The following is a 23687-nucleotide window of genomic DNA, read 5'->3' as shown; positions in this document are numbered from 1 at the left end:
TTGTTTGGATTTCTCTTTTTGTTCAGATTTCTCTTCTTATTTAAATTACTTTATGCTCCAGCCATTTTCTGCTGTGGAATCGCCAGGTGAAAATAATACTTCTGACCGTCCAGTCCGCAAACATTCCGATCCATACTCCCATCGGACCAAATCCCATTACACGGATCAGAAATACACACAGGCAGAATCTGCATGCCCACATTGTACAACAGGATGTGATCATAGAAAATTTTGCATCCCCTGCTGCTCTCAATCCATATGCAGGAACAAATGACATAACCCATACAAGCGGTTTTACAATCGTGATCCACATTACCATATGGAAACACATCTTCGCACTCTCCGGTTCCATACCGCCGAGAATCGTAATTGGTTTCGTCAGTGCAAAAACAATCACACAACTCGCAGCCATAACGATCTCAGCAATCACGCAAAGCTTTTTGATGTAATAAACTGCCTCATCCTTCCGGTCAGCTCCCAGACATTGACCTACAATTGTCATCAATCCGATTCCGACTCCGATACCACCGATTCCGTTCAGATTCTCCAGAATGTTCGTCATTGCCTGCGCAGCGATTGCTGTTGTTCCAAGTGTTGATACTGTGGACTGAATCGCCAGCTTTCCTAACTGGAACATACTGTTCTCCACACCGGATGGAATTCCGATTCCAAGGATCCTGCGGATCATTCTCCAGTCTGGACGGATTTTCAGATAATCTCGTACCACAATTGGCTGACGATCCAGACGAAGCTCTGCCAATACTACAACCGCACAGAAAATACGTGAAATCAAAGTTGCCAGTGCAGCTCCCGCGACTCCCATATGGAAGCCCCAGATCATAATTGCATTTCCGACAATATTCATCACGTTTGATACCATTGAGATAAGCATCGGATCTCTCGTGTTCTCCTGTGCCCTGAAGATCGATGCCGCTGCATCATACGCCGCAATAAACGGAAATGATAATGCAGTGTAGAAGAAATAGATTTCAGATGCTCTCATAACATCTGCTTCAACTGCTCCAAAAATCAGATGAAGTAACAGTTTCTGAAAAATAAGACAAAATGCGCTGACAGCTACTGATATAAGAGTGATGATAAATAGTACCTGTCGTGCAGACTCATTTGCCCGTTCTTTATTCCCCTGTCCAATGTACTGGGCACAGACGATCGCACCTCCGGCTGCCAATGCGGAAAATGCCTGGATCACTAATATGTTAATGGAATCCACCAGTGACACCGCTGAAATTGCCGCTGATCCCACATTACTAACCATCATCGTATCCGCGGTACCCATGATGGAATTCAATAACTGTTCCAGTATGATTGGTACTAAAAGAGCACGGATCATCTTGTTGCTGAACATATGTTGTTGATTTATGTTCGCGTTCATTTATACTCCCCCTGATCTTGTTACTACTTAGATTGTCTTTTTACATTACGACTTAGTATACACCCGGCGAATGTAAAATTTCTATACTTTAACCTGTTTCTATTTGAGTACAATTAAATAGAACTAGAGACAAGATCTTCATGCCAGACATTTTAAGTCTGCATGAAGATCTTGTCTCTTACTCTTTATTAACTATTCTGCTTATTCCAGAATGGTTGTCTCCTCAACTTTATCTGCCTGAGCTTCTTTCTTCTCTGTAAGCTTTTTAATTCCCTGAATTGCTACGATTACTCCAAGGATAAGAAGCAGAACAGCAAAGATCAGCTGTAATGTATTTCCAAGGCTCAGACCTGTTGTCATAAACTGACCTCCCAGTTTACAGATTGTCATTCCAAGTGCTGTAAATGTTACCGCCATCATAAAGACCATTGGAATCCAGAGCATTGCTCCCTGGCGTTTTGTCTTCTTAAGGAATACTGCACATGCAATCAGTGCAAGTACTGACAGAAGCTGGTTTGCTGATCCAAACAGTGGCCAGATTTCTGCATATCCAACCTTTGCAAGTAAGTATGCAAGTACCAATGTAATAACTGTTGAGAAATATTTATTGGTTGCTACTTTCTTGTACAATGGCAGATTATCCATATCTGTGTCATCATCGATAAAGAATTCCTGGAAAGAAAGTCTTCCGACACGTGCAACGGAATCAAGTGATGTCAATGCAAATGCTGATACTGCAAGGTTGATCAGTGTAAATACAAGAGAATGCGGTAATCCGATCACTTCAAGGAAGTTTGCGATTGCTCCTGCAAAAATCTGTGGCTGTGTTGTCAGTCCCTGTGCTGCTGCCTCACCATCAGCGAAGGAAGCAACTGCGATCAGTGCGATTACAGCAAGCATACTTTCCATGATCATTGCTCCGTAAGATACAGGGAGCATGTTCTTCTCACTCTTAATCTGCTTAGAAGCAGTTCCGGAAGATACCAGTGAATGGAATCCTGATACAGCTCCACATGCAATTGTTACAAACAGAATTGGGAACATATAACTTCCATCTACATTGAAGCTTGTAAAAGCTTTCAGGTTACAGGATGGATTTGCTACAAATACTCCGACAATTGCTGCTGCAATCATAAAGATCAGCAAGTAACTGTTCAGGTAATCACGTGGCTGAAGCAGCATTGTTACCGGTGCGACACTGGCAATCAGAATATAAATAAAGATCAGGATATGCCATGTCTCTCTTGTCAGATACATTGGAAAATAAAGTCCAAGTGCTACTGCTGCGACAAGCATAACAATTGCAATAGCTGTGTTAACCCATTTATTCAGTTTTGCATATTTCAAAATGCAGCCAAGTGCTACGGCTTCTACAATGAAAAGCATGGATGTTGTTGCCACAGCACCATTTGCTGCTACTTTACTTATAGTTCCTGCGTCATCAGCTACGAATCCGTTGAATGTTCCTGCAACTACATCCGCAAATGCAGCAACAACAAGAATACAGAATAACCAGCAGAATAACAGGAATAATTTCTTTCCAAGTTTACCGATATACTCTTCGATAATATAACCGATTGTACGTCCTTTGTTCTTTACAGAAGCATACATGGATGCAAAATCCTGCACTGCTCCGAAGAAAACACCTCCGATCAGAATCCACAAAAGTACCGGAAGCCATCCAAAGATTGCTGCCTGGATTGGTCCGTTGATCGGGCCTGCTCCTGCGATAGATGCGAACTGATGACCAAATACGATATTCGTATCTGCCGGCACATAATCTACGCCGTCTTCCAGTTCATAAGCAGGAGTCTTTGCATTCGGGTCAATCCTCCATTTCTTCTCAAGATATCTTCCATAGAAAAGATATCCTCCACCTAATACAACGATGGCAATGACCATCATTATAACTCCGTTCATTTTCTTTCCTTCTTTCTTAACTATAATCCAGATGCTCTCGTCAATAAATAGATCGCGCTCTGTTTTTATGTTAAGAGTTTAGCACTTCATCATGCTAAATTCAAGAAGGATTTTATATAAATTTTATATTTTTTTAAGATTTTGGATAAACATATTGCACAAGAGGGTTTTTATTTGTTTTCTTATTCCACATTATTTCGCCCGAACCATCTGCACAGTCGATACGATAATCAATATTATCATCACTCCAAGCATCATATACATCGGCCAGATTGGATATCCTTCCACAAGACTACTGACTCCAACATCAATCAGCAGGGCAGTAACCAGAACCTTAATCCCGCCCATCATTATCATGGCAATCTTATACAATCTTTCTCTGTTCTCTTCTGTAACAACCACCGGGAAATTCCAGATTGCCGGAATTCTTTCCATCAATGAGAGGAATAACAACAGAAACGCGGCAAGAACTGGTTCAAATACAAGGTTTCTTTTGCTTCCATAACTATCTGCCACTCCTGCTGCATTAAAATGTGTCGGTACTGTATCAGGAATCCTGCTCCAGATGCTGATAAGAACAATAATGTAAGTAAGTAGCATGATTGCGCTAATTATAGTTGAAACTCTGCTGATTTTCTTCATAACATATTCATCCTTTTATTCCGCATCAAAATCTGTCTCAAACACGCCTTCCGGTGTTCGCATTGTCAAAATCCCCAGGTTGAAATCTTCATCCTGAATCGTGATATGATACTCAAAAATCACATCATCTTCGAACTTGGATAACAATACATAACTTCCATTCTCTTTTCCGTCAATCTGGTCACAGATGTCGTTGTATACATCTTCTCCGGAGATTGCTCTCGGATAACCGCTTGCTTTAATTTTTGCTTCGATTGCTTCGTATAATTCTTTCATCTTAATTTACCTCACCTTTTTATGTTGTTTCAACATCACTGTTTCAATATTTTTTCATAACCTGCCTCTGCCACAAATTGTTCCCTGTTTTATTTTGACCAGGTCGGTTCTTCATCTCCTGTATAATTAAACCGTCCGTCATTTTTCTCTTCTAGTGCTTTAATCATATGATATGTATACTCATTATACGGTGTCGGAATTCCAAGTTCCTTTCCCATACGGATCAGTGCACCTGAAAACATATCAATCTCTGTGTGTCTTCCTGCATCCAAATCCTGCAAAGTAGAATAACGCGCAGATGGCGGTACTGCACTTCCACGCCCGGAAGACGCCTCAGTCTTACTCAGATCAATTCCTTTCGCCTGTGCAATTGCTTCCAGTTCTCCTTTCAGTCCATCACTGATTGCCTTCATATGCACACTGTCACGGTAACATCCAACTCCCGCACCGAGAATTGCCTGTGGCAGATTGTTACAGACATTCAGCCGAAACTTGCTCCACATCTCTTCTCTTGCATACTCTGTCACCCGGAAATGGATTCCGGTATCCTTGAACAGTTCTTCAATTGCCCTGATGCGATCACTATCGTAAGGTGCAGTACGTTCGCCAAAAATAATTCCGATTGTTGTCTCAGGATCAAAATGATAGCCATCTTCTTCCTTATGTGAAGCGACCTTGATCACTGCCGGAAGAAGATGCTCCACTCCTACTTTTTCTGCAATAATCTCTTCACTGTCTACCCCGTTCATCAGACTCATAATTACAGTATTCTCCGTGGTTGCTTTCTGAATACTTTCCAATGCCGCCGAAAGTGAGCCATACTTCAATGCAACAATCATTAAATCGACAGCGTCTGTTTCTCCGGGGTTCCATACTTCGGGATGGTATATTTTTCCGTTAATTGTGCATCCCTTCTGTTTCAGTCTCTCTGCTCGTTCTCCTTCTGCGATCACTCCAAGCTCTATATCATTTCTGCTCGATAATCCCCAGATCACATAAGAGCCTACTGCTCCGGCACCGAGGACTGCCACTTTCTTAATTTTCATTCATTTCTCCATTTCTTATCCGATCAACACTTTTTTCCCTTCAAAAGCAAAACCATAATGATGTATTCTTTCCTGCTCTTTGCACTATACAAAGATGCTGTTCGCAGTACTTTGCGAACAGCAATCACTCGTAAGTATTATACACTATCTTTCCCAAAAGAAACAGTACTATCTTACTCTTCCATCAGATCCGCCATCTGATACTTTGTTAGATCAACCTTTCCATCTACTACTTCCACACCGTCTTCTCTCAAAAGTTCTGCCTGTACATCTGCTCCTCCAAATGCAAATGCTCCGGCAAGCTCACCTTTCGCATTCACAACACGGAAACATGGAATGTGATCTGGATCTGGATTCTTATGAAGCGCATTTCCAACTGCTCTTGACATCTTTTCATTTCCTGCCATCTTCGCAACCTGTCTATAAGTTGCCACATGCCCTTTTGGAATCCGTTTTACAGCTTCATAAATTCTTTTTGTAGGACTGTCTGTCACAAGATCATAGCTCTCACCAATCATCCGTTCAATATCCTTGTCTGGAACAGATCCATCCAGAATAATTGTGTTCCAATGCTCTTTATTCTGATGATATCCAGGAATTACCGATGGATACGCTGCACGCCAGAAATCCCTCCATCTCGAATCCGTCTTTACATTCAAATGGATCAATTCGTCTTTTTCGTAAATCCACAAAAATATCTTTTTCCCCGGCTTTACACGGATCACCTGCCATCGTTGGTCTTTAAAAGGCCTGTCTTCATAGCTGTTCGGGAAAGTTAATCCATAGGCAGCAGCTTCTTCTCTTGTTTTCATCTCATCTTACCTCTCATATTTTCATTTACGTAATTATTTTCCAAACCGGAAGGACAGATAATAGACATAATCATTCTTCTCCCTAAAATTTCCCTGCTCCATTTCTTTTACCGGAATTGCTTCCAATCCATCTTCTCCGTAAATCAATGCCATCAGACCCTGTTCTGTATCCCGCTGAATCGGAACTTCACCTTCCACTTGTGTCGCACTTCTCCCATAATATTCTCTGTTTTCTACATTTTCCAGAATCGGAAAATCTGTAGAACATTTAGAATAATCGTCTGCTATGATCAATTTCACTCGAAACAATTCAAAATCCGGTATCACAGCAATCACACCTCTTTTAGCCGATTCGAGCCCATCATAGTCCAAATCTGCCACTTTACTTTTATTAATCAATTCTCCCGCCTGATACTCTGACAAATAAATTGTCAATGTCTTATACTCTTCTTTTGCATAAAAATTAAAAAGATATGCCCCATCTGCTCCCGACAATAATTCTGCGGTTTTCATTTCTGCACTTGTCCGGTCAACTGCTGTAATATAATTCTTCGGCTGCATCACCTTATGAACGAAAACTACTCCTAAAACCAGAACCATGATCACTGCAAATGTCGTTACCACTGCTAAAATGCTCTTTAAATTTTTCTGTTTCTTTTTACTGTCTTTCGTAACTTGTATAATATTGTCTTCTGACTTTTTTTCTACATTTTCTGCGTCAATATCCTCCCCTGCAAGAAATTCATTTATGCTGATTCCCAATATCTCACATAGTTCCATATAAACCGACACATCAGGTAAGCAAATGCCTCGTTCCCATTTTGATACTGATTTGTCACTCATATTTAATTTTTCTGCAAGCTGTTTCTGCGTCATTCCCAGGGCTTTCCGTTTCCCTGCAATATATTTTCCAATTTTAACAAGATCCATACGCTTCACCTACTTTCTGTTTATACTAAGCATAAAGGATATTTTCCAAAATGAACACCCCTTTGGAGTAGAATTTGACACTTATTCTTTTTTCTTGCATATTTTAAACGAGAATCTTATATCACTCTGGAGGATTTATGAAAAAGAAATTGATTTCCGTAATACTCGCTTCTGCTCTGACTGTTGGACTGTTATCAGCCTGCGGTTCTGATTCTTCCAAAGATAAGGATGCAAATTCCAAAATCGACACAACAGAAACCGGCTCCAACACAACCAAATCAGATACCAGTTCTGCTCCTGTCTCTGTGACATTGAACGAGGTAGCCCATTCTATCTTCTATGCCCCTATGTATGTTGCCATTGAAAATGAATATTTTGAAGATGAGGGAATTGAACTCGCTCTCGTAACTGGTTTTGGAGCCGACAAGACAATGACTGCTGTCATCTCCGGTGAAGCTGATATTGGATTCATGGGATCAGAAGCATCCATCTACACATATAACGAAGGTGCTAACGATTCTGTCGTCAACTTTGCCCAACTGACTCAGCGCGCCGGTAATTTTCTTGTTGCCAGAGAAGAGATGAAAGATTTTAAGTGGACTGATTTAAAAGGGAAAGATGTTCTTGGTGGTAGAAAAGGTGGTATGCCGGAAATGGTATTTGAATATATTTTAAAGAAAAATGGAATTGATCCACAAACAGACCTCAACATCAACCAGGGAATTGATTTTGGTTCCACTGCTGCCGCCTTTTCAGAGGGAAGTGGAGACTTTACTGTTGAATTCGAGCCAAGTGCAACCGCTTTGGAAATGGAAGGAAAAGGATATGTTGTAGCCTCACTTGGTACTGACAGCGGCTATGTTCCTTACACTGCCTACAGCGCAAAGAAGAGTTATCTCGACAAACATCCTGAGATTATCCAATCCTTTACAAATGCGCTTCAAAAAGGTATGGATTTTGTTCAGATTCACACGCCAGAGGAGATTGCTTCCGTGATTGCCCCTCAATTTCCTGAAACAGATCTTAAAACCATCACAGCGATTGTAAACCGTTATTATGCACAGGACACCTGGAAAGCAGATCTTATATTTGAAAAAGAGAGTTTCGAGCTGCTTCAGGATATTTTGGAAAGTGCCGGTGAACTGGATTCACGCGCTCCTTATGAAAAACTTGTCACAACTGAATTTGCCAAAAAAGCTATGGAATAAATCATTTCTTGCAGAAGAAAACGCATTCCACTATAATAAAAAGGAAGCCAGACTTCTGGCTTCCTTTTTTCAAAAACGCAATAACAAAACAAATTACTTTTTTCGAAAGGACATTGTATTACTATGATTGATAAAAAACTGATTCCTTACGGGGGACTTAAGAAAGAACCATTTTCAGGTACACATCATGGAATGCGCTATTTCTTTCGCGGAGATGACGGAAAAAGCAGCACAACCTTCACCGTATTCATTTATCCAGAACCGTGGTGCTTTGAAGATACACCGGAAGAAGAGAAAGAACAAAAGACATTTCCGCTCTCCGATGAGGGAATGGATGAAGCTATTGCCTGGCTTTTCGAACGCTTTGAAACTGAGAAATCCAAATGGTTGAATGCGAACCGCGATGCAATGCACATTGTGAATAATCAGACCTTCTGATTATAATCCCCAAACAGCTTCTTCATATGTACATTCATAATATAATAATACATCGCGATCAGGAGTCCTCCTGCCAGCACCCATGCAGCCGGGCTTGCAAGACATACTCCAAGGTAACTTCTTTCCTTCGCTGCGATCAGTGCTACCACACCTCTTCCGATCAGTTCAGCAACACCGGCCATCATCGGCAGCAGTCCGTAACCGAGTCCCTGAATTCCATTTCTGTAGATATTCACAATTGCAAGCGGAATGAAGAAAAGTCCGATACATTTCAGATAGATATCCACAGAACTCATGATAATATCCACATCCTCTGAGACAAACAGATAGGTCATGTATTTTCCTACTGTCATGATAAATGTTGCTGCTACCAGAGAGTAACCGATACCAAGAATCGTACACGCCTTGAAACCTTGACGGATTCTTGGTACATTTCCGGCTCCGATATTCTGTGCTCCGTAAGTTGCCATTGTTGTTCCCATCGCTACATATGCCTGTGTCACGACCTGCTCAATCTTACTTGCCGCAGTAAATGCCGCCACAAGCGTAGATCCCAAAATATTCAGGGCAGACTGAACCATCATAGTTCCAATTGCCGTGATAGAATATTGCAATGCCATCGGAAGTCCGATCTTTAACTGGATCGCATAAATCTGTCCGCCAACATGCCAGTCTTCCTTTTTCAGGTGAAGAAGCGGAATCTTCCACATAATATAAATAAGACAGAGTACACCTGATATTCCCTGTGCTACTACCGTCGCGATTGCCGCACCCGGTGCGCCCATCTGAAATACAATGATTAAAACCAGATCCAACACGATATTCAGCAACGCACTGATAATCAGAAAGTACAATGGAATCTTACTGTTTCCTAATGCTCTTAAAATACTGGATAACAAGTTATAAAGCATCTGCGCCAGGATTCCTCCGCTGACGATCATAATATACTTATATGCATCTGCAAAGATATCTGACGGAGTATTCATCAGATGCAACAGTGGTTTCATAAATAACATAAAGGTAACCGTAAGGAACAGACCAATCAACAATGAAAGGATTCCTGCCCCTGCAACGGTGCGCCGCATCCCCTGCATGTCTCCTGCACCAAACTTCTGCGCTGTGAGAACAGTAAATCCGGCTGTCATTCCAACTACAAATCCATAAATCAGAAACATGATCGTTCCTGTACTTCCAACTGCTGCAAGTGCTTTCGTTCCAACGAACTTACCTACGATCACAGCATCCGCCATATTATAAAACTGCTGGAAAACATTTCCCAGAAAGATGGGAAATGTAAAACTTAAGATCATCTTCATTGGGCTTCCAACAGTCATATCATTCTGTACTGATTTCATTTTGCTCCTCCTTTTCCGTATTTATCAGTGACTACATACATAACACATCCCGTCCGTTGATTACTGTTCACAAGAATTGTTTCGTAACCAACGGACGGGATGTGTTTTTGAAAAACGTGCTTATTATATACTAGTTTTTCCCTGATGTAAATATCCTGAAAAGGAGTTTTTACATTTCTTTCAAAACGTAACGGTTCACTCAAAAATCGTCTATATGGGAAGATGCTATTCCAGGAACAACACATCTTCTTCCACAATCTCCAGCGCATCCGGCATTCCTTTTTCCCGGATCTTCTCCTGATTCTCTCTCTGCACAAACCAGGAGATCACAGGCGGATCTGCCTCTTCATTTGCAGACTTCAGATAATAGTTATCTTCAAAAGGAAGCGCTGCTTTACTCTCTAATAGAAATGGAATCTGATTCTTTCCACATCCTCCCCAGACCGGAACAAAATCATGTGCGCGATAACCGATATAGTTGATATTTTCCGGGATACTTCTTTGTTCTGTATGTAATGTAATCCCCCAGTCTGTCAATTCTGCGGTATGCTCATCCACATAAACTGCTCTTGTGAAATTCTTGCATCCAGTCAGCCGTGCCGCTTCTTTTCTCTGCGGATTCTGGAACAATTCTTTCGTCTTCCCTGCTGCCACAATCTGTCCCTGATCAATGATCAGCAGCTCTTCGCTGAACCGGTACACTTCATCTCTGCTGTGAGACACCATGATCACAGTACCCTCATAATCTTCGAGAAGCTCCAGTAATTCCTGCTGTAGACGGTCCTTCAGATACATATCAAGTGCTGAAAATGGTTCGTCTAAAAGAATCACATCCGGTTTGTAAGCCATGATTCTCGCAAGGGCTACCCTCTGCTGCTGGCCTCCGGAAAGCTCTGCCGGGAATCGTTTTTCCAGTCCTGTCAGCTGAAATTTCTCAATCATCTCACGCACACGCTTTGCATTCTCCTGCTTTTTTCCTTTTAATCCGGCGGCGATATTCTTTTCCACCGTCATTGTCGGGAAAAGTGCATAATTCTGAAACAGATAGCCAATGTTACGCTTCTGTGGTTTTAAATTCACTTTATTTTCGCTGTCATAAACTGTTTTTCCTTCAATCTTGATCAATCCGCTCTCCGGCGGCTCAATCCCTGCAATACTCTTTAATGTCATGCTCTTTCCACATCCGGATGCACCGAGGATTCCGATTCGTTTAGAATCACTTTTAAAATCTATGTTCAGCTCAAATGTATTCAGTTTTCTCTGAATCTTTACTTCTATCGCCATCTCTTACCACCTCTTGACATTCTTCATTTTCTTGCCCGAGATCAGATTCATCAGGAAGATCACCAGGAATGCAATCACCATGACAATCGCAACCCACACGCCCGCTGTCATATAGTCTCCGTCCTGAATGACCATTGCAATCTTCTGCGAGATTGTTCCTGTCTTTCCCGGAATATTTCCGGCAAGCATAGATGTCGCTCCATATTCTCCGAGTGCTCTGGCAAATGTAAGAATCGTTCCGGATGCGATTCCAGGTCCTGCGGTCGGGATCACTACTTTCCAGAAGATTTCTGTATCTGACATGCCGAGTGTCCTTCCTGCATAGATCAGATTCACATCGATCTGTTCCATCGCTGCACGGGCATTTCTGTACATCAGTGGAAATGAAATTACTGTGGCAGCAATGATACATCCAAGCCATGTCTGTACTACTTTGATTCCAAAATTTTCAAATAAAAAGATTCCAAACGGTCTTCTCCTGCTGAAGATCAGTAACAGAAAGAAGCCGGCCACTGTCGGCGGAAGTACCATTGGCAAGGTCAGTATTCCATCTATAATAGCCTTTTTCCCAGGAGTTGTCTTCACAACCTTACGTGCCGCATAGATTCCCAGAAAAAAGGAAAATATCGTAGCTACGATTCCTGTTTTTATTGAAATAAATAATGGGCTCCAATCCAGATTCTTCAGGATTTCCATCATTTCATCCATTCTATCATTCACTCTCCTTTACAACTATAAGAAAAAGGCTGTCCGAAACTTTTCATTTCTGGCAGCCTCTACTTCTATAGTAACACATCCGTTACTATCACACTATCTTTATTCTACATTTGTATCGAAGTAATAAGACTCAAATACTTTCTTTGCATTGTCTGACAGAACAAACTTGATGAAATCATCTGCTGCTGCGTTCTGTGCATCATCAGCCTCATCATTTACTACACGTGCGATCGGATAGATCACATTTCCTGTCAGATCATACCCTACTGTCTGAAGAATATCGAGTTCGTCCTCGAATCCATATGTATCAGAGTAGTAAGTTGTTCCAACTTCACAAGATCCTTCCACTACTGCGGAAAGAACCTTGCTTACGTTGTCCTGCTCGCTGATCTCAAGTCCGCCAAGTGCTTCTGATACTTCTTCTGTTGTGATTGCTGAAGAATCATCCACCTTCGGAAGAACACCCATATTCATAAGTGCGGTTCTTGTATACTTACCTACCGGTACGCTTCCACCGGCAAGTGCAAAGCTTTCTGCTTCGCTTAAGTTATCAAGTCCTGTTACCTTTGTTCCGCTGTCTTTTCTTGTCACAACTACTACCTGGTTGTTTACAACATTCGCTCTTGTTCCGTCTACCACAAGACCATCGGACTCAAGCTGGTCCATCTGCTTCTGTGCTGCTGAGAAGAAGATATCACACTCATATCCTTCTTCAATCTGTGTCAGAAGTGTACCTGAACTGTCTGCATTGTATGTGATCTTTACATTCGGATGTTCTTCGTTGTACTGTGCTGCGAGTTCGTCCATTACATTCTTCAAGCTGGCTGCAATAAATACCTGGATCTCTGTTTCTTCTTCATCACTGACTTTGTTGTCAGTTGCTTCTGTTTTTGCTGTGTCGTCTGTCTTTTCGTCGGCTTTGGATCCACATCCAGCCATAGAAAACACCATTACGGCTGCCATCATTGCTGCTAAAATTCTCTTTTTCATCCTATCTCCTCCTGACAGGCGCCTTGTTCATAAAAATGTTGTAATTATTCCTGTCTTTTCTTTATAAATGATGGTCTTATTATAACCGATTTGTTTTATTTTAACAATCGCTTTTCTTGAAAAAGTTGCGATTTACGCAACTTTTTTCATTAACTGTATTTTAATAATGTCATGTGACCGCTTTTTTCGCTAATATTAGCTTTCTTCTTTTCACATATTGCGTGTAAAAGACAGATCAAGATTCAAATATATCCTTATATCTCTTCTCTGCATATTTCGCCACATCTTTTTCCAACAGTTCATATTTTCTGAGTATGTCTTTCCCTGCTTCGCTTACACTGGCCACACCGCCATGCTTGCCTCCCGGACTACGCTCTACGACGGTATATCCGAGTTCTTTCTCTGCACTTCTGATCAGGCTCCAGCCCTTGCTGTAAGACATTCCTGTCTTTGCACAGGCGTCTCTTACCGAACCAAGTGTATCGATCTGACGCAGAAGGAATACAATTCCCGGACCGAAGAAGTTCTCATTCTTCTCCAACTGAAGCTTCACTCTCGGACGGATTCTTCTCTCCTTTTCCTTCTCTTTGAAAATCTCACGGAAAGATTCTCCCTGTCCGGAGTAAATCGCTACACCGTTGTCTTCCACCGGAACGAAAATGCGTTCTACATTCAGCGCATCCATGGCGCCTTTAAGTCCACCTTCACCTTCATAAGAAGCAAACTGATCGATCATACTGCGATCCATCAGGATCGGATGTCCTTTTCGTTCTTCCCAGACAGGTACATAGACTTTCTCCTGATCGTTTTCATTTTCTTTCGCTTTTTGCATCAACACACGTACGGTATCTTCTGTGAAAAGAGAAACTCCTGCCGGACAGAAGAAGAATTTCTCACAGCGCGGTTTCAGGTAGTTCATCCCTCGAACTGCTGACGTGATCATCTCTTCCTTCTCATAATCTTCACTGCGAAGGAATACTGCACCAAGCTTCGCCAGTTTCTTCTCCACCTGCTCCGCCTGGTATCCTGTGATCAGCACGATCTCATCCACGCCTGCTCTCTTGAAATTTAAAATCATCTGACGCAGAACCTGGATTCCATCCACCGACTTCATCTTATCATAACTCTTATATCCACCAGATTTTCCTGCTGCCGCAATCACTGCTCCTACCCGCATTTGCATTCTCCTTTCAGCTCACCGCTGCTATTTTTATTACTGTTCACACTATATGCAACCAGCAATTCTATCATTATGCCGTTCCGAGATCTTCTTTGCGATCAATATCCTGAAGTTCTCCCGCCTGTACCGGCACAATTTTCAGCGAATTTAAGTTTTCTTTCAATATCTTCTTTCCACCGATATCTCCATCTAACTCCAAAAGTTTATCAAAGAATCTCTTATCCCACAAGACCGGATTGCCATTTCTTGTTCCTTCTCCTGCACAAACGATCTTTCCCGGATTATGAAATGCTGTATTTATGATTCTCTGAATCGTGGATTTTTTTAATCTTGGCTGATCGCAGACACTGAACAGGACTCCTCGAAGCGGTGTTCCATTTTCATCCGCATCCTCGATTGCCTTTGTCAGACCGAGCTTTACAGAAAGAGAGATTCCCTTCTCCGGTTCTTTGTTGCATACCACCGTGCAACCGGCCGCCTCGGCAACCTGTGTGATCTCTTCTTTTCCTGTCACCACATAAGATCTGAATCCCTGAAATGCTTCAAACCGGCTGATCGCACTTTCATACATTGCTTCACCTTCTACAACTGCTTTCAGTTTATCTGAACCGAACCGAACACTCTGACCTGCCGCCAGCAAGATCAATGCGTATTTTCCTCTACTCTTTTCATAACTGCAGACTGCATCAAGCACACCTCCGCCGATCGCCCTTGCTTTGTCTGAGATTGTCCGGCAATGCTCCTGCTTTGCACGAGCATCAATATCTCCGATCTTCAGTCCCTTCGTCACCTGAACACCTGGCTGAAGCATTCCGCGAACGATACCGTCCATCAGCGCATAAACCGGCTCTCCGCCTGTAATTGCAACGATCTGTCCTTTTCGTACCAGATCGCCGATCACAGCCTTCGGTTCGATCACCCCATCTGCGGATGCTTTGATCAGACGCTCAATAGAATATCCCCCAACATTTCCCGGAACTCCGGTATTCGGGATCGCACTTCCGTCCCAGATTACATTCCCCAGTGTATGTCCTCTCTTTGTCTCTACAACACAGTTGCAGTCTTCCCCGGCAGTAAATCCAGGTCCGACTCCGATTACAAACGGTGCATCTGTGATCTTTGTTCCAAGATTTCTCTTTGCAAGGATGGCATCCACGATCACATCCGGCTGAAACCACTGTATACATTCTGCCTTTGGATCAACGATCACAGGGATATCTCCCTGTTCCATAATCTCCTCTGCTTCTTCCTGATTCTTTGCCAGACGCGCCGTCATATCTTCTACAACTGCCTCACCTTCATAAACCGCTCTGGAAAATGCAACTAGTCTGCGGACCGTCAATGGCACAGCAATATCTGTCATCATGATCTGATGCCCTGCGCCATATAATCTGGATGCGATTCCTGTTGCCAGGTCTCCCGCACCTTTAATCAATATCTTCATCTCAATACTTCCCATCTATTTTCCTGAGAATCTTCTATGATTCTCCGTTATTTGCTATTCAAGAATGCCTCGGCATTCTTGCTGCGAGGTGCGCGTCATGCAATTGCATGACATACTTCTACTGCGCACCTCTGCAATCCTGCCGGAGGCTATATCAGCTGGGGATTGATTCCCAGCTGATTTATTTACGTTCAAGAATAATCTCTGCACTTTTTCTACAATATTTATTACAGCATATAAGATGTCACAAATATATTCTTGATTCCATTCTCATACAAGCACTTTGCAATCTTACACGCTCTGTCTCGCCGCTCCTTTGTGTCTGCCTTATTCAGTACAACAATATACTCTGCCTGCTTTGGACAGCCTTTTCGCCCGCCCTGTTCATGACAGGCAAGCTTTATTATGTCCTCTTCTGTCACCTGATCTTCCGGCTGTTTTCCAAGAAGCTCTGCCGCCTTTTCACTTCGAAAGCAGATTTCTTCCAGCTTTTGATCCAAAGCGTCCATTCCATAAACGGAAAATACATGTGTTGTCTGTGGCAGGAGCACAGGTTCTTGTTCTCCCGGTACTTTTAACGGCAGCATCCTTGCTCCGTCCGCTTCAACAAGTAATGGCACATTCCAGCTTTCTATCTCTGCCAGAATCAACTCCGGAACGCAGCTCATTTTCCCTTTTTTCGCTCTTGCCCCAATCCAGGCCTGTCCATATTGTTCAAGGCATTCCTTCACTCGTTCAAGCAGCGCTTTCCCTTTACTAATCCACTCTTCCTCTTCAGCCACACAACTCCATGGAGTCGTCTCTTCTCTCATATGAGTTGTTGTAAGAACAATTGCCTTTTTCCCCATCAGCGCATACTCTTCTGCAAGCCTTCTCACTGTAGAGGTCTTTCCTCCCGCACCGACAGCAGCTATCATCGGACATTCTGTATCGTCAGGCTTTACTACCGATAAGAAAGAGTCTGCTTCACAAAGTCTGTCATCTCTGAAATAGCTTATCATTTTACAGATCCCTTCTTTCTATATTTCTGCGTCTTTTGAAAAGAAGATAGCCCACAGGCAAATGCCTGTGAGCTATCTATCTCACATATTATCACTCTGGTCTCACTCAATTTCCACCGGAGCAATCTCACATAAACCTTCTGCTATTATCTTAACAGATATGTGTAGTCCTTGCAAACAGTCTCCATTACTTTCTGAAGTGCTTCCGGAATCTTTGTCTCTTCTCCAAGTGTCCAGTCGAGAATCTCTCCACAGAAACGAACCTTGCAGTGTACTGCATCTTTGTCCAGTACTGTGAATCCCTGATTCTTGCTGTCTGCCATATCGTTCTCATCCATGAATAATGTGAATTTATCCAGGTACGGAGCACTGTCGTATGGACAGAAGCTCTTACAGTTACCACATTCATTACACATGTAATCCACATGGATGATCTGATGTTTCTCCAGTCCCGGAACCTTGATTGCTACATTTGCTCTATTCGGGCAAACTTCCTTACAATTCTCACAGATTCCTGCACAGTTAAGACATCTCTTAGCCTCTGTGCTGTCTTCGCGTACGTCTTCGAGGTTACCCTTTCTCTCGTATACAACAGCTTCATCTGTCTCTGCATCGAAATCTCTTACAAGAGTCTCTCCGATCACTGCCTGAGCAGCTTTGAGACCATCACGGATACCTTCTACTACTGTAGCCGGTCCGCCAAGTCCGTCACCAACAACGTAAACGTTCTCTACGTTTGTCTCTAATGTCTCTTCATTTACAAGAGCACGTCCTCTGTCATTTACGTTGATTCCATTTGCCTCGTAAAGAGCAGTCGGAACTTTTTCACCAACAGCTGCGATCACTGTATCAGCCGGGATCTCTTTGAGTTCTCCTGTCTTAACAACGCCTCTTCTTCCAGAAGCATCCATATCGCCAAGAACCATAACTTCGCAGATCAGTTTTCCATTCTCAAGTTTAACAGGAGAAAGGAGTTCCATGAATTCTACGCCGTCCTCTACTGCCATTACCAGCTCTTCTTCGTCTGCCGGCATATAGCGTTTTGTTCTTCTGTATACAAGATATACATGTTCAACGCCTGTTGTACGTTTTGCTGCTCTTGCTGTATCCATTGCTGTGTTACCACCACCGATAACTACAACGTTCTTACCAATATCAAGTTTTCCGTTATTTGCCTTGAAGTCAGCCAGGAACTCGAGTGCATTCTTAGCTTCACCCTGCTCAAGTCTTAATACTCCAGGCTCAGAAGCTCCTACTGCAAGGATCACCGTTGTAAATCCTTCTGATTTCAGTGCTGCTGTATCTTTTACTTCTGTGTTCAGACGAACTTCAACGCCCATCTTCTCAAGAAGTGCTGCATCTTTATCAATAGATGTTCCCGGAATTCTGAATTCTGGGATCACGTGGCGAACAACACCGCCGAGAGCGTCGTTCTTCTCAAATACTGTAACTGCCATTCCGGCTCTGCGCAGGAAGTAAGCAGCTGCCATACCAGCCGGTCCTCCACCGATCACTGCTGCCTTACCTTCTTTTGTGATTGCAGGTGCTGTCAGCTTGTTCATCAGCGCTTCGTATCCGTTCTGAGCTGCCTCAAGCTTCATCTCACGGATATGTACCGGTGACTCATAGAAGTTACGTGTACATTTGCCCATACAAGCATGTGCACAGATTGTTCCTGTAATGAATGGAAGTGGATTCTTCTCTGTGATAACATCCATAGCTTCTTCATATTTACCAGCTTCTACAAGCTGCAGATATGTTGTGATATCCTGGTGGATCGGGCATCCTTCTTTACAAGGAGCGATGAAGCAGTCGATCAGCGGAACCTGTTTGTTGATCTTTCTGGACGGAAGCGGTTTTACAGCCTTTACATGATATGGGCTTGTCTTTGCTTCCTCAACCAGTTTCTCTGTCTTGGCAGCGTCGATACCTGTGAATACAACGCCTTCTTTCTCAAGAAGTCCAGCAATTTGGCAAAGTCTGTCATATCCGCCTGGTTTCAGGATTGTTGTAGCCATTGTTACCGGCCAGATTCCTGCATCGATGATTCCTTCGATGTTATGGAAATCAGCACCACCTGAATAGGAGATTCTCAGTTTTCCACCGAAATCTCTTGCCAGCATATTTGCTACGGAGATGGAAAGTGGATACAGAGATTTTCCTGACATATACATCTCTTCACTTGGAAGTTCGTTCTGTTTTACATCAACCGGGAATGTGTTAGTGATCTTCACACCAAACTCCAGGTTTCTTTCCTGACAGACAGCGATCAGTCTGTTCAGCATCGGAACAGCATCCTCGTACTGCAGGTCGTCTTTGAAGTGGAAGTCACCGAATGCGATATAATCGTATCCCATGTCATCCATTGTCTTTCTTGCATACTCGTATCCAAGAAGTGTCGGGTTACATTTGATAAATGTATGGAATCCCTTTTCTGTGATCAGATACATTGCGATCTTCTCAATTTCTTCCGGAGGGCATCCGTGAAGTGTAGAGATTGTAACAGAATTACAGATATCACCGGAAATGCTTTCGATATCTTCTGCTGTCACTTTCTCGAACAGGTCAACATGCTCAAGAAGATAAGCCTTGCAGTGCTTGAAAATCTCTGAATCCTGTGCATGCTGCATTGTGTTCAGGAATGTGTCAACCTTCTCTGATTTGATTCCGGCAAGATCATATCCAACACTGATGTTGAACTGGAATCCGTCCATGCTTCCAAGTCCGAATTCTTTTGAGATCACTTTCAGAAGGAACCATGCTTTGATGTACTCCTCCATTGCCTGTGGAACAAACAGCTCTGTAGACCACTCACAGTTGTAGCACTCGTCATCAGCCTTGATACATGGTCTGTTGATGCATGCTGCAAGCTCGTCTCCGTCCATTACCTGAACTGTCTTCAGCTCGAAGAAACGGCTTCCTGTGTAGTAAGCTGCGATAATATTCTGTGTCAGCTGAGTGTTTGGACCTGCTGCCGGTCCGATTGGTGTCTCAAGATCGCGTCCGAAGATTGTGCGGTTGAACTTGCTGTCCGCATGATATGGATGACGCTCTCCAAATACTGTTCCATTCTCTTTGTACTCTGTCAATGTCCAGTTTAAAAGCTGTTCAAATGACATAGGTCTCATAATCTCACTCATACTTTTTACCTCTCTTTTTTCTTTTATCACGGAAAACCTGCCATCGGCAGGTCCTTCCGTAATGATTAAATCTTTGAAATCTCTGACAGATCATTCCCCAAGAACCTGTCTTTTCTCAAAGATCTGTTTCCTTTTATTTTACCTCCGGCTTTGGATCTTTCGGAAGAACCAGATTCAAAATAACTGCAAAAATTGTCGCCAGTACAACCGGTGATGATGCAAATGTGTTATTGATGATGGACTGGAAGTTCTCAAGTCCCATTGTCATTCCTAATCCATCGTAAATTGTTGATGTCATCTGATTTAAGCATCCGTTACTTAAGGATACACCCATACCGATTGCAATAGATAATCCTGCAACTGTTGTATTTCTTGTAGACATACCTTCACTTACAAGAAGCTTGATACCTGTCATTGCGATACCTGCGAATACAGATGCTACTGCTCCACCAAGTACACACTGAGGAATTGTTCTCAGAAGTGCTGAGAATTTCGGAATCAATCCTGCAATCAGAAGGATAAATGCTGAAAGTGAAAATACCTTTCTTGCTACAACTTTTGTAGAACCAACAATACCTACGTTCTGGCTGTAAGTTGCTGTCGGAGGACATCCGAAACATGCACTTACGATATTACTGATACCATAACCGATGATACCACCGTTGAGCTCCTGGTCAGTAGGAAGACGATCCATACCACCACTTGTTGTAGCGGAGAAATCTCCCATTGCCTGAATGGAATTGACAAGGAACAAAATCGCCAGCGGGATAATCGCTGAGATATCGAATTTTACACCGAAAGCGAACGGTTGTGGAAGCTGGAACCAACCTGCGTTTGAAAGTGCTGAAAAATCAACCATTCCAAAGCACAATGCAAGTACATATCCACAGACCAGACCGATCAGGATAGATGCAAGTTTGAAAAGTCCTTTTCCGTAATGGTTCAGACCGATTACGATTGCCAGTGTTACAAGGGATACAAGCCAGTTCTGCCAGGAACCATAAACAAGTGCTGCTGTCTGACCTCTCTGCTCTACGATCACTTCATATGTGTTCGCGGAGTTTCCTGCCATGTAGTTAATGGCTGTCTTATAAAGAGACAGACCAATCGCAAAGATAACAGTTCCGATTACCAGTGGTGGGAACACCTTTCTGATCTGCTTAATAGTAAGTCCAACGATAATTGCTACAATACCACCTACGATCATCGCGCCAAAAATCGTGTTAACGTCCTGAGCCTGTGCTGCAATTGCTGTCATTGTCGGAACATAAGCAAAACTTACACCGATGATGACCGGAAGTCCGGATCCAAGATGGATCTTATTTCCATACAGCTGAAGGAATGTTGATAATGCTGCAAATACAAGTGACATCTGGATTAAGAGACCCATGTTTACATTTCCGCCTGCATTATTCGCTGCATTTGCAACCAGAATTGCCGGTGTAACACATCCTACAACTGCTGCAAGTACATGCTGGGCAGCAAGCGGAAGTATCTGACCAAATGTCGGGTTACCATCCCACTTAAACAGTTCTTCGTTTCCTCTGCGAGGTGCTTCTGATTTCTTTTCTTTCATTATTTTATTGTCCTTTCCGGTTAGTTTTGACGAAATGTGCGATCAAAGATACTGTCCACATCTGTTATATATGTTAACATTAATGAACAGTATCCGTCAATCTAAGCCTAACGACTATTGATACGTTTTCCAAGTTCGGCTGCTGCCTGTCTGCAGTCTGCCATAACTTTCGCTTCGTCAATCTCTGTCAGTCTTCTGTCTTTCATCAATACTTTACCGTTTGCAACAGTTGTCACAACATCGTGTCCAGTTACTCCGAATACAAGGTGACCATTGATGTTATTCTCATTCATTGGTGTCAGCGGATTGTAATTAACAATGATCACATCTGCTGCTGCGCCTTCTTCAAGAACTCCGAGCTTCTGGTCGAAATAACGTCCTGCAATCTTTGCATTGTTCTCAAACAGCATTTTCGGAACTTCTCCCCATGCTGCATTTGGATCGCAAAGGTGATGTTTATGAAGAATATTTGCTACTTTGAAGGATTCCATCATATCATGTGTATATCCATCTGTTCCAAGTCCTGTAAGGATTCCTCTGTGTACAAGTTCCATTGTCGGAGGGCATCCGCAGGCATTTCCCATATTGGATTCCGGATTATGAACAACCATTGTGTTTGTATCTTTGATCAGATCCATCTCATGTGGGTTGATGTAGATACAATGTCCAAGCAGTGTTTTCTCTCCAAGAATATTGAAGTCCATCAGACGGTCAACAATTCTCTTTCCATAATGTTTCAGGCAGTGATGCAGATCTTCAATTCCTTCTGCAACATGAATATGATAACCAACTTCATCCGGTTTGTTTGCTGCTGCAAGTTCCATTGTCTCATCTGAGATTGTGAACTGTGCATGCATACCCATCATTCCGGCGATCATTCCGCTGTCATCCTTCAGTGCATGACGAATAAATTCTGCATTCTCCATTACAGACTCTCTGGCCTTGTCTTTTCCATCTCTGTCGGAAACTTCATAACAGAGACAGGAACGAATTCCTGTTTCCTTCGCTGCTCTCTCAATTTCAAATAAGGAACCTTTGATAGCTCCAAAGCTTGCATGATGGTCAAATACTGTTGTTACACCGTTCTTGATAGAATCAATATAAGTAGCCATAGCACTTAAATAAGTATCATTCAGTGTCAGGTTTCTATCCAGTGTCCACCACATTCCTTCAAGAATGCTGAGTAATCCTGTTGGATTGTATCCATTAATAGCAAGTCCTCTTGCAAAAGAACTATAGATATGTTCATGAGTATTAATGAATGCCGGCATAATCACTCCGCCTTTTGCATCAATAAACTCTGCATCTGGATAAGCCTTCTTCAACTCGTCTGTTGGTCCCACCTTACAGATTACTTTACCATCAATTGCTACTGCGCCCTCTTCCATATAAGGACATTCAGGGTTTCTTGTCACAACTCTACCATTACCTAAGATCAACATAATTGTAACCTCTCCTTTTTATGAATTTCTACACTTTGATGTTAAAATGCCATCTGCCTGTTATGTGCATTTCGTACATCAACGTCTCTGATACACATAGAATAACATCTAAATTGTCTAAATGCAACAAGAAATCTAAAAAAGTTTTTTGTTACCTAAAAAATTTTTAGGAAAGGTATTGACTATCGTGATTTTTATGATATTATGGGATTATGAAGACAGAAAGCATGTAGAAAGGCAGGTGGACATATGCGCCATACCTTAGATTTTCTTAAGCAGCTTGCACACGGACTTGCAATTCAATTTGGAAGTTCCTGTGAGATTGCAATTCATGATTTGAAGACAAAAGATCTGGAGAGATCGATCGTGTACATCGAGAACGGACATGTATCGAACCGACAGACCGGAGATGGTCCTTCAGGAATTGTTCTTGAGACACTTCAGTCGGATCCGTCAACGATTCATGATAAGCTTTCCTATCTTACTAAAACAGAAGATGGACGGATCCTGAAATCGAGTACCTTCTATATAAGAGACGATGACGGATCAATCTCATACATCTTCTCATTAAACTATGACATCACAGCTTTTACAGCTGCGAGTACAGCAATTCAGTCTTTGATCGCTACGAAAGACAGTCTTCCGGATCTTACAGGTGATTCACCACAGCAGATCACACATAATGTAAATGAACTTCTGGATCTGTTGATCGAGCAGGCCGTTGCAAAGGTCGGAAAGCCAGTTGCAATGATGAACAAAGACGACAAAGTTGCTGTTGTCCAGTATCTGGATCATGCCGGTGCTTTCCTTATTACAAAGTCCGGCGATAAAGTTTCTTCGTATTTGGGGATATCGAAATTCACACTTTACAGTTACATGGGCAAATGACACGT

20 protein-coding genes are annotated in these 23687 nt (G+C 42.5%); 3 read left to right on the top strand and 17 right to left on the bottom strand.

Annotated features, from left to right (window positions below; genetic code table 11):
• Positions 1–40: 40 nt before the first annotated feature.
• The 7 genes from LI162_RS07010 to LI162_RS06980 form a co-directional block, all read right to left on the bottom strand.
• Positions 41–1393 (bottom strand): MATE family efflux transporter, encoded by a 1353-nt coding sequence (locus tag LI162_RS07010; protein ID WP_226875779.1) that lies wholly within the window; start codon positions 1391–1393, stop codon positions 41–43.
• A gap of 201 nt (positions 1394–1594) precedes the next feature.
• A complete protein-coding gene (locus tag LI162_RS07005) occupies positions 1595–3313 on the bottom strand; it encodes a carbon starvation CstA family protein (protein ID WP_226875780.1) in 1719 nt (572 codons plus the stop codon).
• 192 nt (positions 3314–3505) lie between these two features.
• Entirely contained in the window at positions 3506–3955 is a 450-nt protein-coding gene (locus LI162_RS07000; RefSeq protein ID WP_055157266.1) for a DUF1648 domain-containing protein, read from the bottom strand.
• Positions 3956–3970: 15 nt separating this feature from the next.
• Positions 3971–4231, bottom strand: coding sequence for a hypothetical protein (locus LI162_RS06995; protein WP_015529502.1), 261 nt, complete (start codon positions 4229–4231; stop codon positions 3971–3973).
• Between the two features lie 89 nt (positions 4232–4320).
• The gene (locus tag LI162_RS06990; protein ID WP_055157268.1) at positions 4321–5277 is read right to left on the bottom strand and encodes a ketopantoate reductase family protein; all 957 of its coding nucleotides are present in this window, start codon (positions 5275–5277) and stop codon (positions 4321–4323) included.
• Between the two features lie 173 nt (positions 5278–5450).
• Positions 5451–6089, bottom strand: a complete 639-nt coding sequence (locus LI162_RS06985) for a methylated-DNA--[protein]-cysteine S-methyltransferase (protein WP_055157270.1) — start codon at positions 6087–6089, stop codon at positions 5451–5453.
• Positions 6090–6122: 33 nt separating this feature from the next.
• A complete protein-coding gene (locus LI162_RS06980; protein WP_055157272.1) occupies positions 6123–7019 on the bottom strand; it encodes a helix-turn-helix domain-containing protein in 897 nt (298 codons plus the stop codon).
• Between the two features lie 137 nt (positions 7020–7156).
• Here LI162_RS06980 and LI162_RS06975 point away from each other — a divergent pair, with 137 nt between their 5' ends.
• Both LI162_RS06975 and LI162_RS06970 read left to right on the top strand, forming a co-directional pair.
• Positions 7157–8227, top strand: a complete 1071-nt coding sequence (locus tag LI162_RS06975) for an ABC transporter substrate-binding protein (protein ID WP_055157274.1) — start codon at positions 7157–7159, stop codon at positions 8225–8227.
• Positions 8228–8350: 123 nt separating this feature from the next.
• Positions 8351–8665 (top strand): hypothetical protein, encoded by a 315-nt coding sequence (locus LI162_RS06970; protein ID WP_055157276.1) that lies wholly within the window; start codon positions 8351–8353, stop codon positions 8663–8665.
• Here the strand turns inward: LI162_RS06970 and LI162_RS06965 are convergent.
• The 10 genes from LI162_RS06965 to ssnA all read right to left on the bottom strand — a co-directional run bounded on the left by LI162_RS06965 (position 8653) and on the right by ssnA (position 22794).
• Entirely contained in the window at positions 8653–10020 is a 1368-nt protein-coding gene (locus LI162_RS06965; RefSeq protein WP_227156142.1) for an MATE family efflux transporter, read from the bottom strand. The two genes, LI162_RS06970 and LI162_RS06965, sit on opposite strands and share 13 nt — an antisense overlap.
• Before the next feature lie 225 nt (positions 10021–10245).
• Positions 10246–11304, bottom strand: coding sequence for a sulfate/molybdate ABC transporter ATP-binding protein (locus tag LI162_RS06960; protein ID WP_227156141.1), 1059 nt, complete (start codon positions 11302–11304; stop codon positions 10246–10248).
• Between the two features lie 3 nt (positions 11305–11307).
• Positions 11308–12012 (bottom strand): molybdate ABC transporter permease subunit, encoded by a 705-nt coding sequence (gene modB, locus LI162_RS06955; protein WP_020436849.1) that lies wholly within the window; start codon positions 12010–12012, stop codon positions 11308–11310.
• Positions 12013–12120: 108 nt separating this feature from the next.
• Positions 12121–13011 (bottom strand): molybdate ABC transporter substrate-binding protein, encoded by an 891-nt coding sequence (gene modA / locus LI162_RS06950; protein WP_227156139.1) that lies wholly within the window; start codon positions 13009–13011, stop codon positions 12121–12123.
• Positions 13012–13246: 235 nt separating this feature from the next.
• On the bottom strand, positions 13247–14188 hold the full coding sequence (locus tag LI162_RS06945; protein ID WP_020436846.1) for an NTP transferase domain-containing protein: 942 nt from the start codon (positions 14186–14188) through the stop codon (positions 13247–13249).
• Between the two features lie 73 nt (positions 14189–14261).
• Positions 14262–15635 carry a selenium-dependent molybdenum cofactor biosynthesis protein YqeB gene (gene yqeB / locus LI162_RS06940; protein WP_227156137.1) on the bottom strand — a complete coding sequence of 458 codons (1374 nt, stop codon included), beginning with the start codon at positions 15633–15635 and terminating at the stop codon, positions 14262–14264.
• Between the two features lie 227 nt (positions 15636–15862).
• A complete protein-coding gene (gene yqeC / locus LI162_RS06935) occupies positions 15863–16636 on the bottom strand; it encodes a selenium cofactor biosynthesis protein YqeC (RefSeq protein WP_227156135.1) in 774 nt (257 codons plus the stop codon).
• Positions 16637–16782: 146 nt separating this feature from the next.
• Positions 16783–19776, bottom strand: coding sequence for a putative selenate reductase subunit YgfK (gene ygfK, locus LI162_RS06930; protein WP_227156133.1), 2994 nt, complete (start codon positions 19774–19776; stop codon positions 16783–16785).
• A gap of 133 nt (positions 19777–19909) precedes the next feature.
• Complete coding sequence (locus tag LI162_RS06925) at positions 19910–21352, bottom strand: uracil-xanthine permease family protein (protein ID WP_195942214.1); 1443 nt, start codon at positions 21350–21352, stop codon at positions 19910–19912.
• Between the two features lie 107 nt (positions 21353–21459).
• A complete protein-coding gene (gene ssnA, locus LI162_RS06920) occupies positions 21460–22794 on the bottom strand; it encodes a putative aminohydrolase SsnA (RefSeq protein ID WP_020436841.1) in 1335 nt (444 codons plus the stop codon).
• A 249-nt stretch (positions 22795–23043) separates the two neighbouring features.
• Here ssnA and LI162_RS06915 point away from each other — a divergent pair, with 249 nt between their 5' ends.
• Positions 23044–23682: a helix-turn-helix transcriptional regulator gene (locus LI162_RS06915; protein ID WP_227156126.1), complete on the top strand. Its 639-nt coding sequence runs from the start codon at positions 23044–23046 to the stop codon at positions 23680–23682.
• The last annotated feature ends 5 nt before the right edge of the window (positions 23683–23687 follow it).

It is taken from the genome of Mediterraneibacter sp. 210702-DFI.3.120 (genome assembly GCF_020561005.1).
Taxonomy (GTDB): Bacteria; Bacillota; Clostridia; order Lachnospirales; family Lachnospiraceae; genus Mediterraneibacter; species Mediterraneibacter faecis.
Note: the sequence above shows the minus strand (reverse complement) of the source record. Positions and strands in the feature narration are given on the sequence as shown.

Excerpts from the sequence above, each read along its gene's own strand:
- LI162_RS07010 (WP_226875779.1), bottom strand. The coding sequence starts at position 1,393 with ATGAACGCGAACATAAATCAACAACATATGTTCAGCAACAAGATGATC.
- LI162_RS07005 (WP_226875780.1), bottom strand. The coding sequence starts at position 3,313 with ATGAACGGAGTTATAATGATGGTCATTGCCATCGTTGTATTAGGTGGA.
- LI162_RS07000 (WP_055157266.1), bottom strand. The coding sequence starts at position 3,955 with ATGAAGAAAATCAGCAGAGTTTCAACTATAATTAGCGCAATCATGCTA.
- LI162_RS06995 (WP_015529502.1), bottom strand. The coding sequence starts at position 4,231 with ATGAAAGAATTATACGAAGCAATCGAAGCAAAAATTAAAGCAAGCGGT.
- LI162_RS06990 (WP_055157268.1), bottom strand. The coding sequence starts at position 5,277 with ATGAAAATTAAGAAAGTGGCAGTCCTCGGTGCCGGAGCAGTAGGCTCT.
- LI162_RS06985 (WP_055157270.1), bottom strand. The coding sequence starts at position 6,089 with ATGAAAACAAGAGAAGAAGCTGCTGCCTATGGATTAACTTTCCCGAAC.
- LI162_RS06980 (WP_055157272.1), bottom strand. The coding sequence starts at position 7,019 with ATGGATCTTGTTAAAATTGGAAAATATATTGCAGGGAAACGGAAAGCC.
- LI162_RS06975 (WP_055157274.1), top strand. The coding sequence starts at position 7,157 with ATGAAAAAGAAATTGATTTCCGTAATACTCGCTTCTGCTCTGACTGTT.
- LI162_RS06970 (WP_055157276.1), top strand. The coding sequence starts at position 8,351 with ATGATTGATAAAAAACTGATTCCTTACGGGGGACTTAAGAAAGAACCA.
- LI162_RS06965 (WP_227156142.1), bottom strand. The coding sequence starts at position 10,020 with ATGAAATCAGTACAGAATGATATGACTGTTGGAAGCCCAATGAAGATG.
- LI162_RS06960 (WP_227156141.1), bottom strand. The coding sequence starts at position 11,304 with ATGGCGATAGAAGTAAAGATTCAGAGAAAACTGAATACATTTGAGCTG.
- modB (WP_020436849.1), bottom strand. The coding sequence starts at position 12,012 with ATGGATGAAATGATGGAAATCCTGAAGAATCTGGATTGGAGCCCATTA.
- modA (WP_227156139.1), bottom strand. The coding sequence starts at position 13,011 with ATGAAAAAGAGAATTTTAGCAGCAATGATGGCAGCCGTAATGGTGTTT.
- LI162_RS06945 (WP_020436846.1), bottom strand. The coding sequence starts at position 14,188 with ATGCGGGTAGGAGCAGTGATTGCGGCAGCAGGAAAATCTGGTGGATAT.
- yqeB (WP_227156137.1), bottom strand. The coding sequence starts at position 15,635 with ATGAAGATATTGATTAAAGGTGCGGGAGACCTGGCAACAGGAATCGCA.
- yqeC (WP_227156135.1), bottom strand. The coding sequence starts at position 16,636 with ATGATAAGCTATTTCAGAGATGACAGACTTTGTGAAGCAGACTCTTTC.
- ygfK (WP_227156133.1), bottom strand. The coding sequence starts at position 19,776 with ATGAGTGAGATTATGAGACCTATGTCATTTGAACAGCTTTTAAACTGG.
- LI162_RS06925 (WP_195942214.1), bottom strand. The coding sequence starts at position 21,352 with ATGAAAGAAAAGAAATCAGAAGCACCTCGCAGAGGAAACGAAGAACTG.
- ssnA (WP_020436841.1), bottom strand. The coding sequence starts at position 22,794 with ATGTTGATCTTAGGTAATGGTAGAGTTGTGACAAGAAACCCTGAATGT.
- LI162_RS06915 (WP_227156126.1), top strand. The coding sequence starts at position 23,044 with ATGCGCCATACCTTAGATTTTCTTAAGCAGCTTGCACACGGACTTGCA.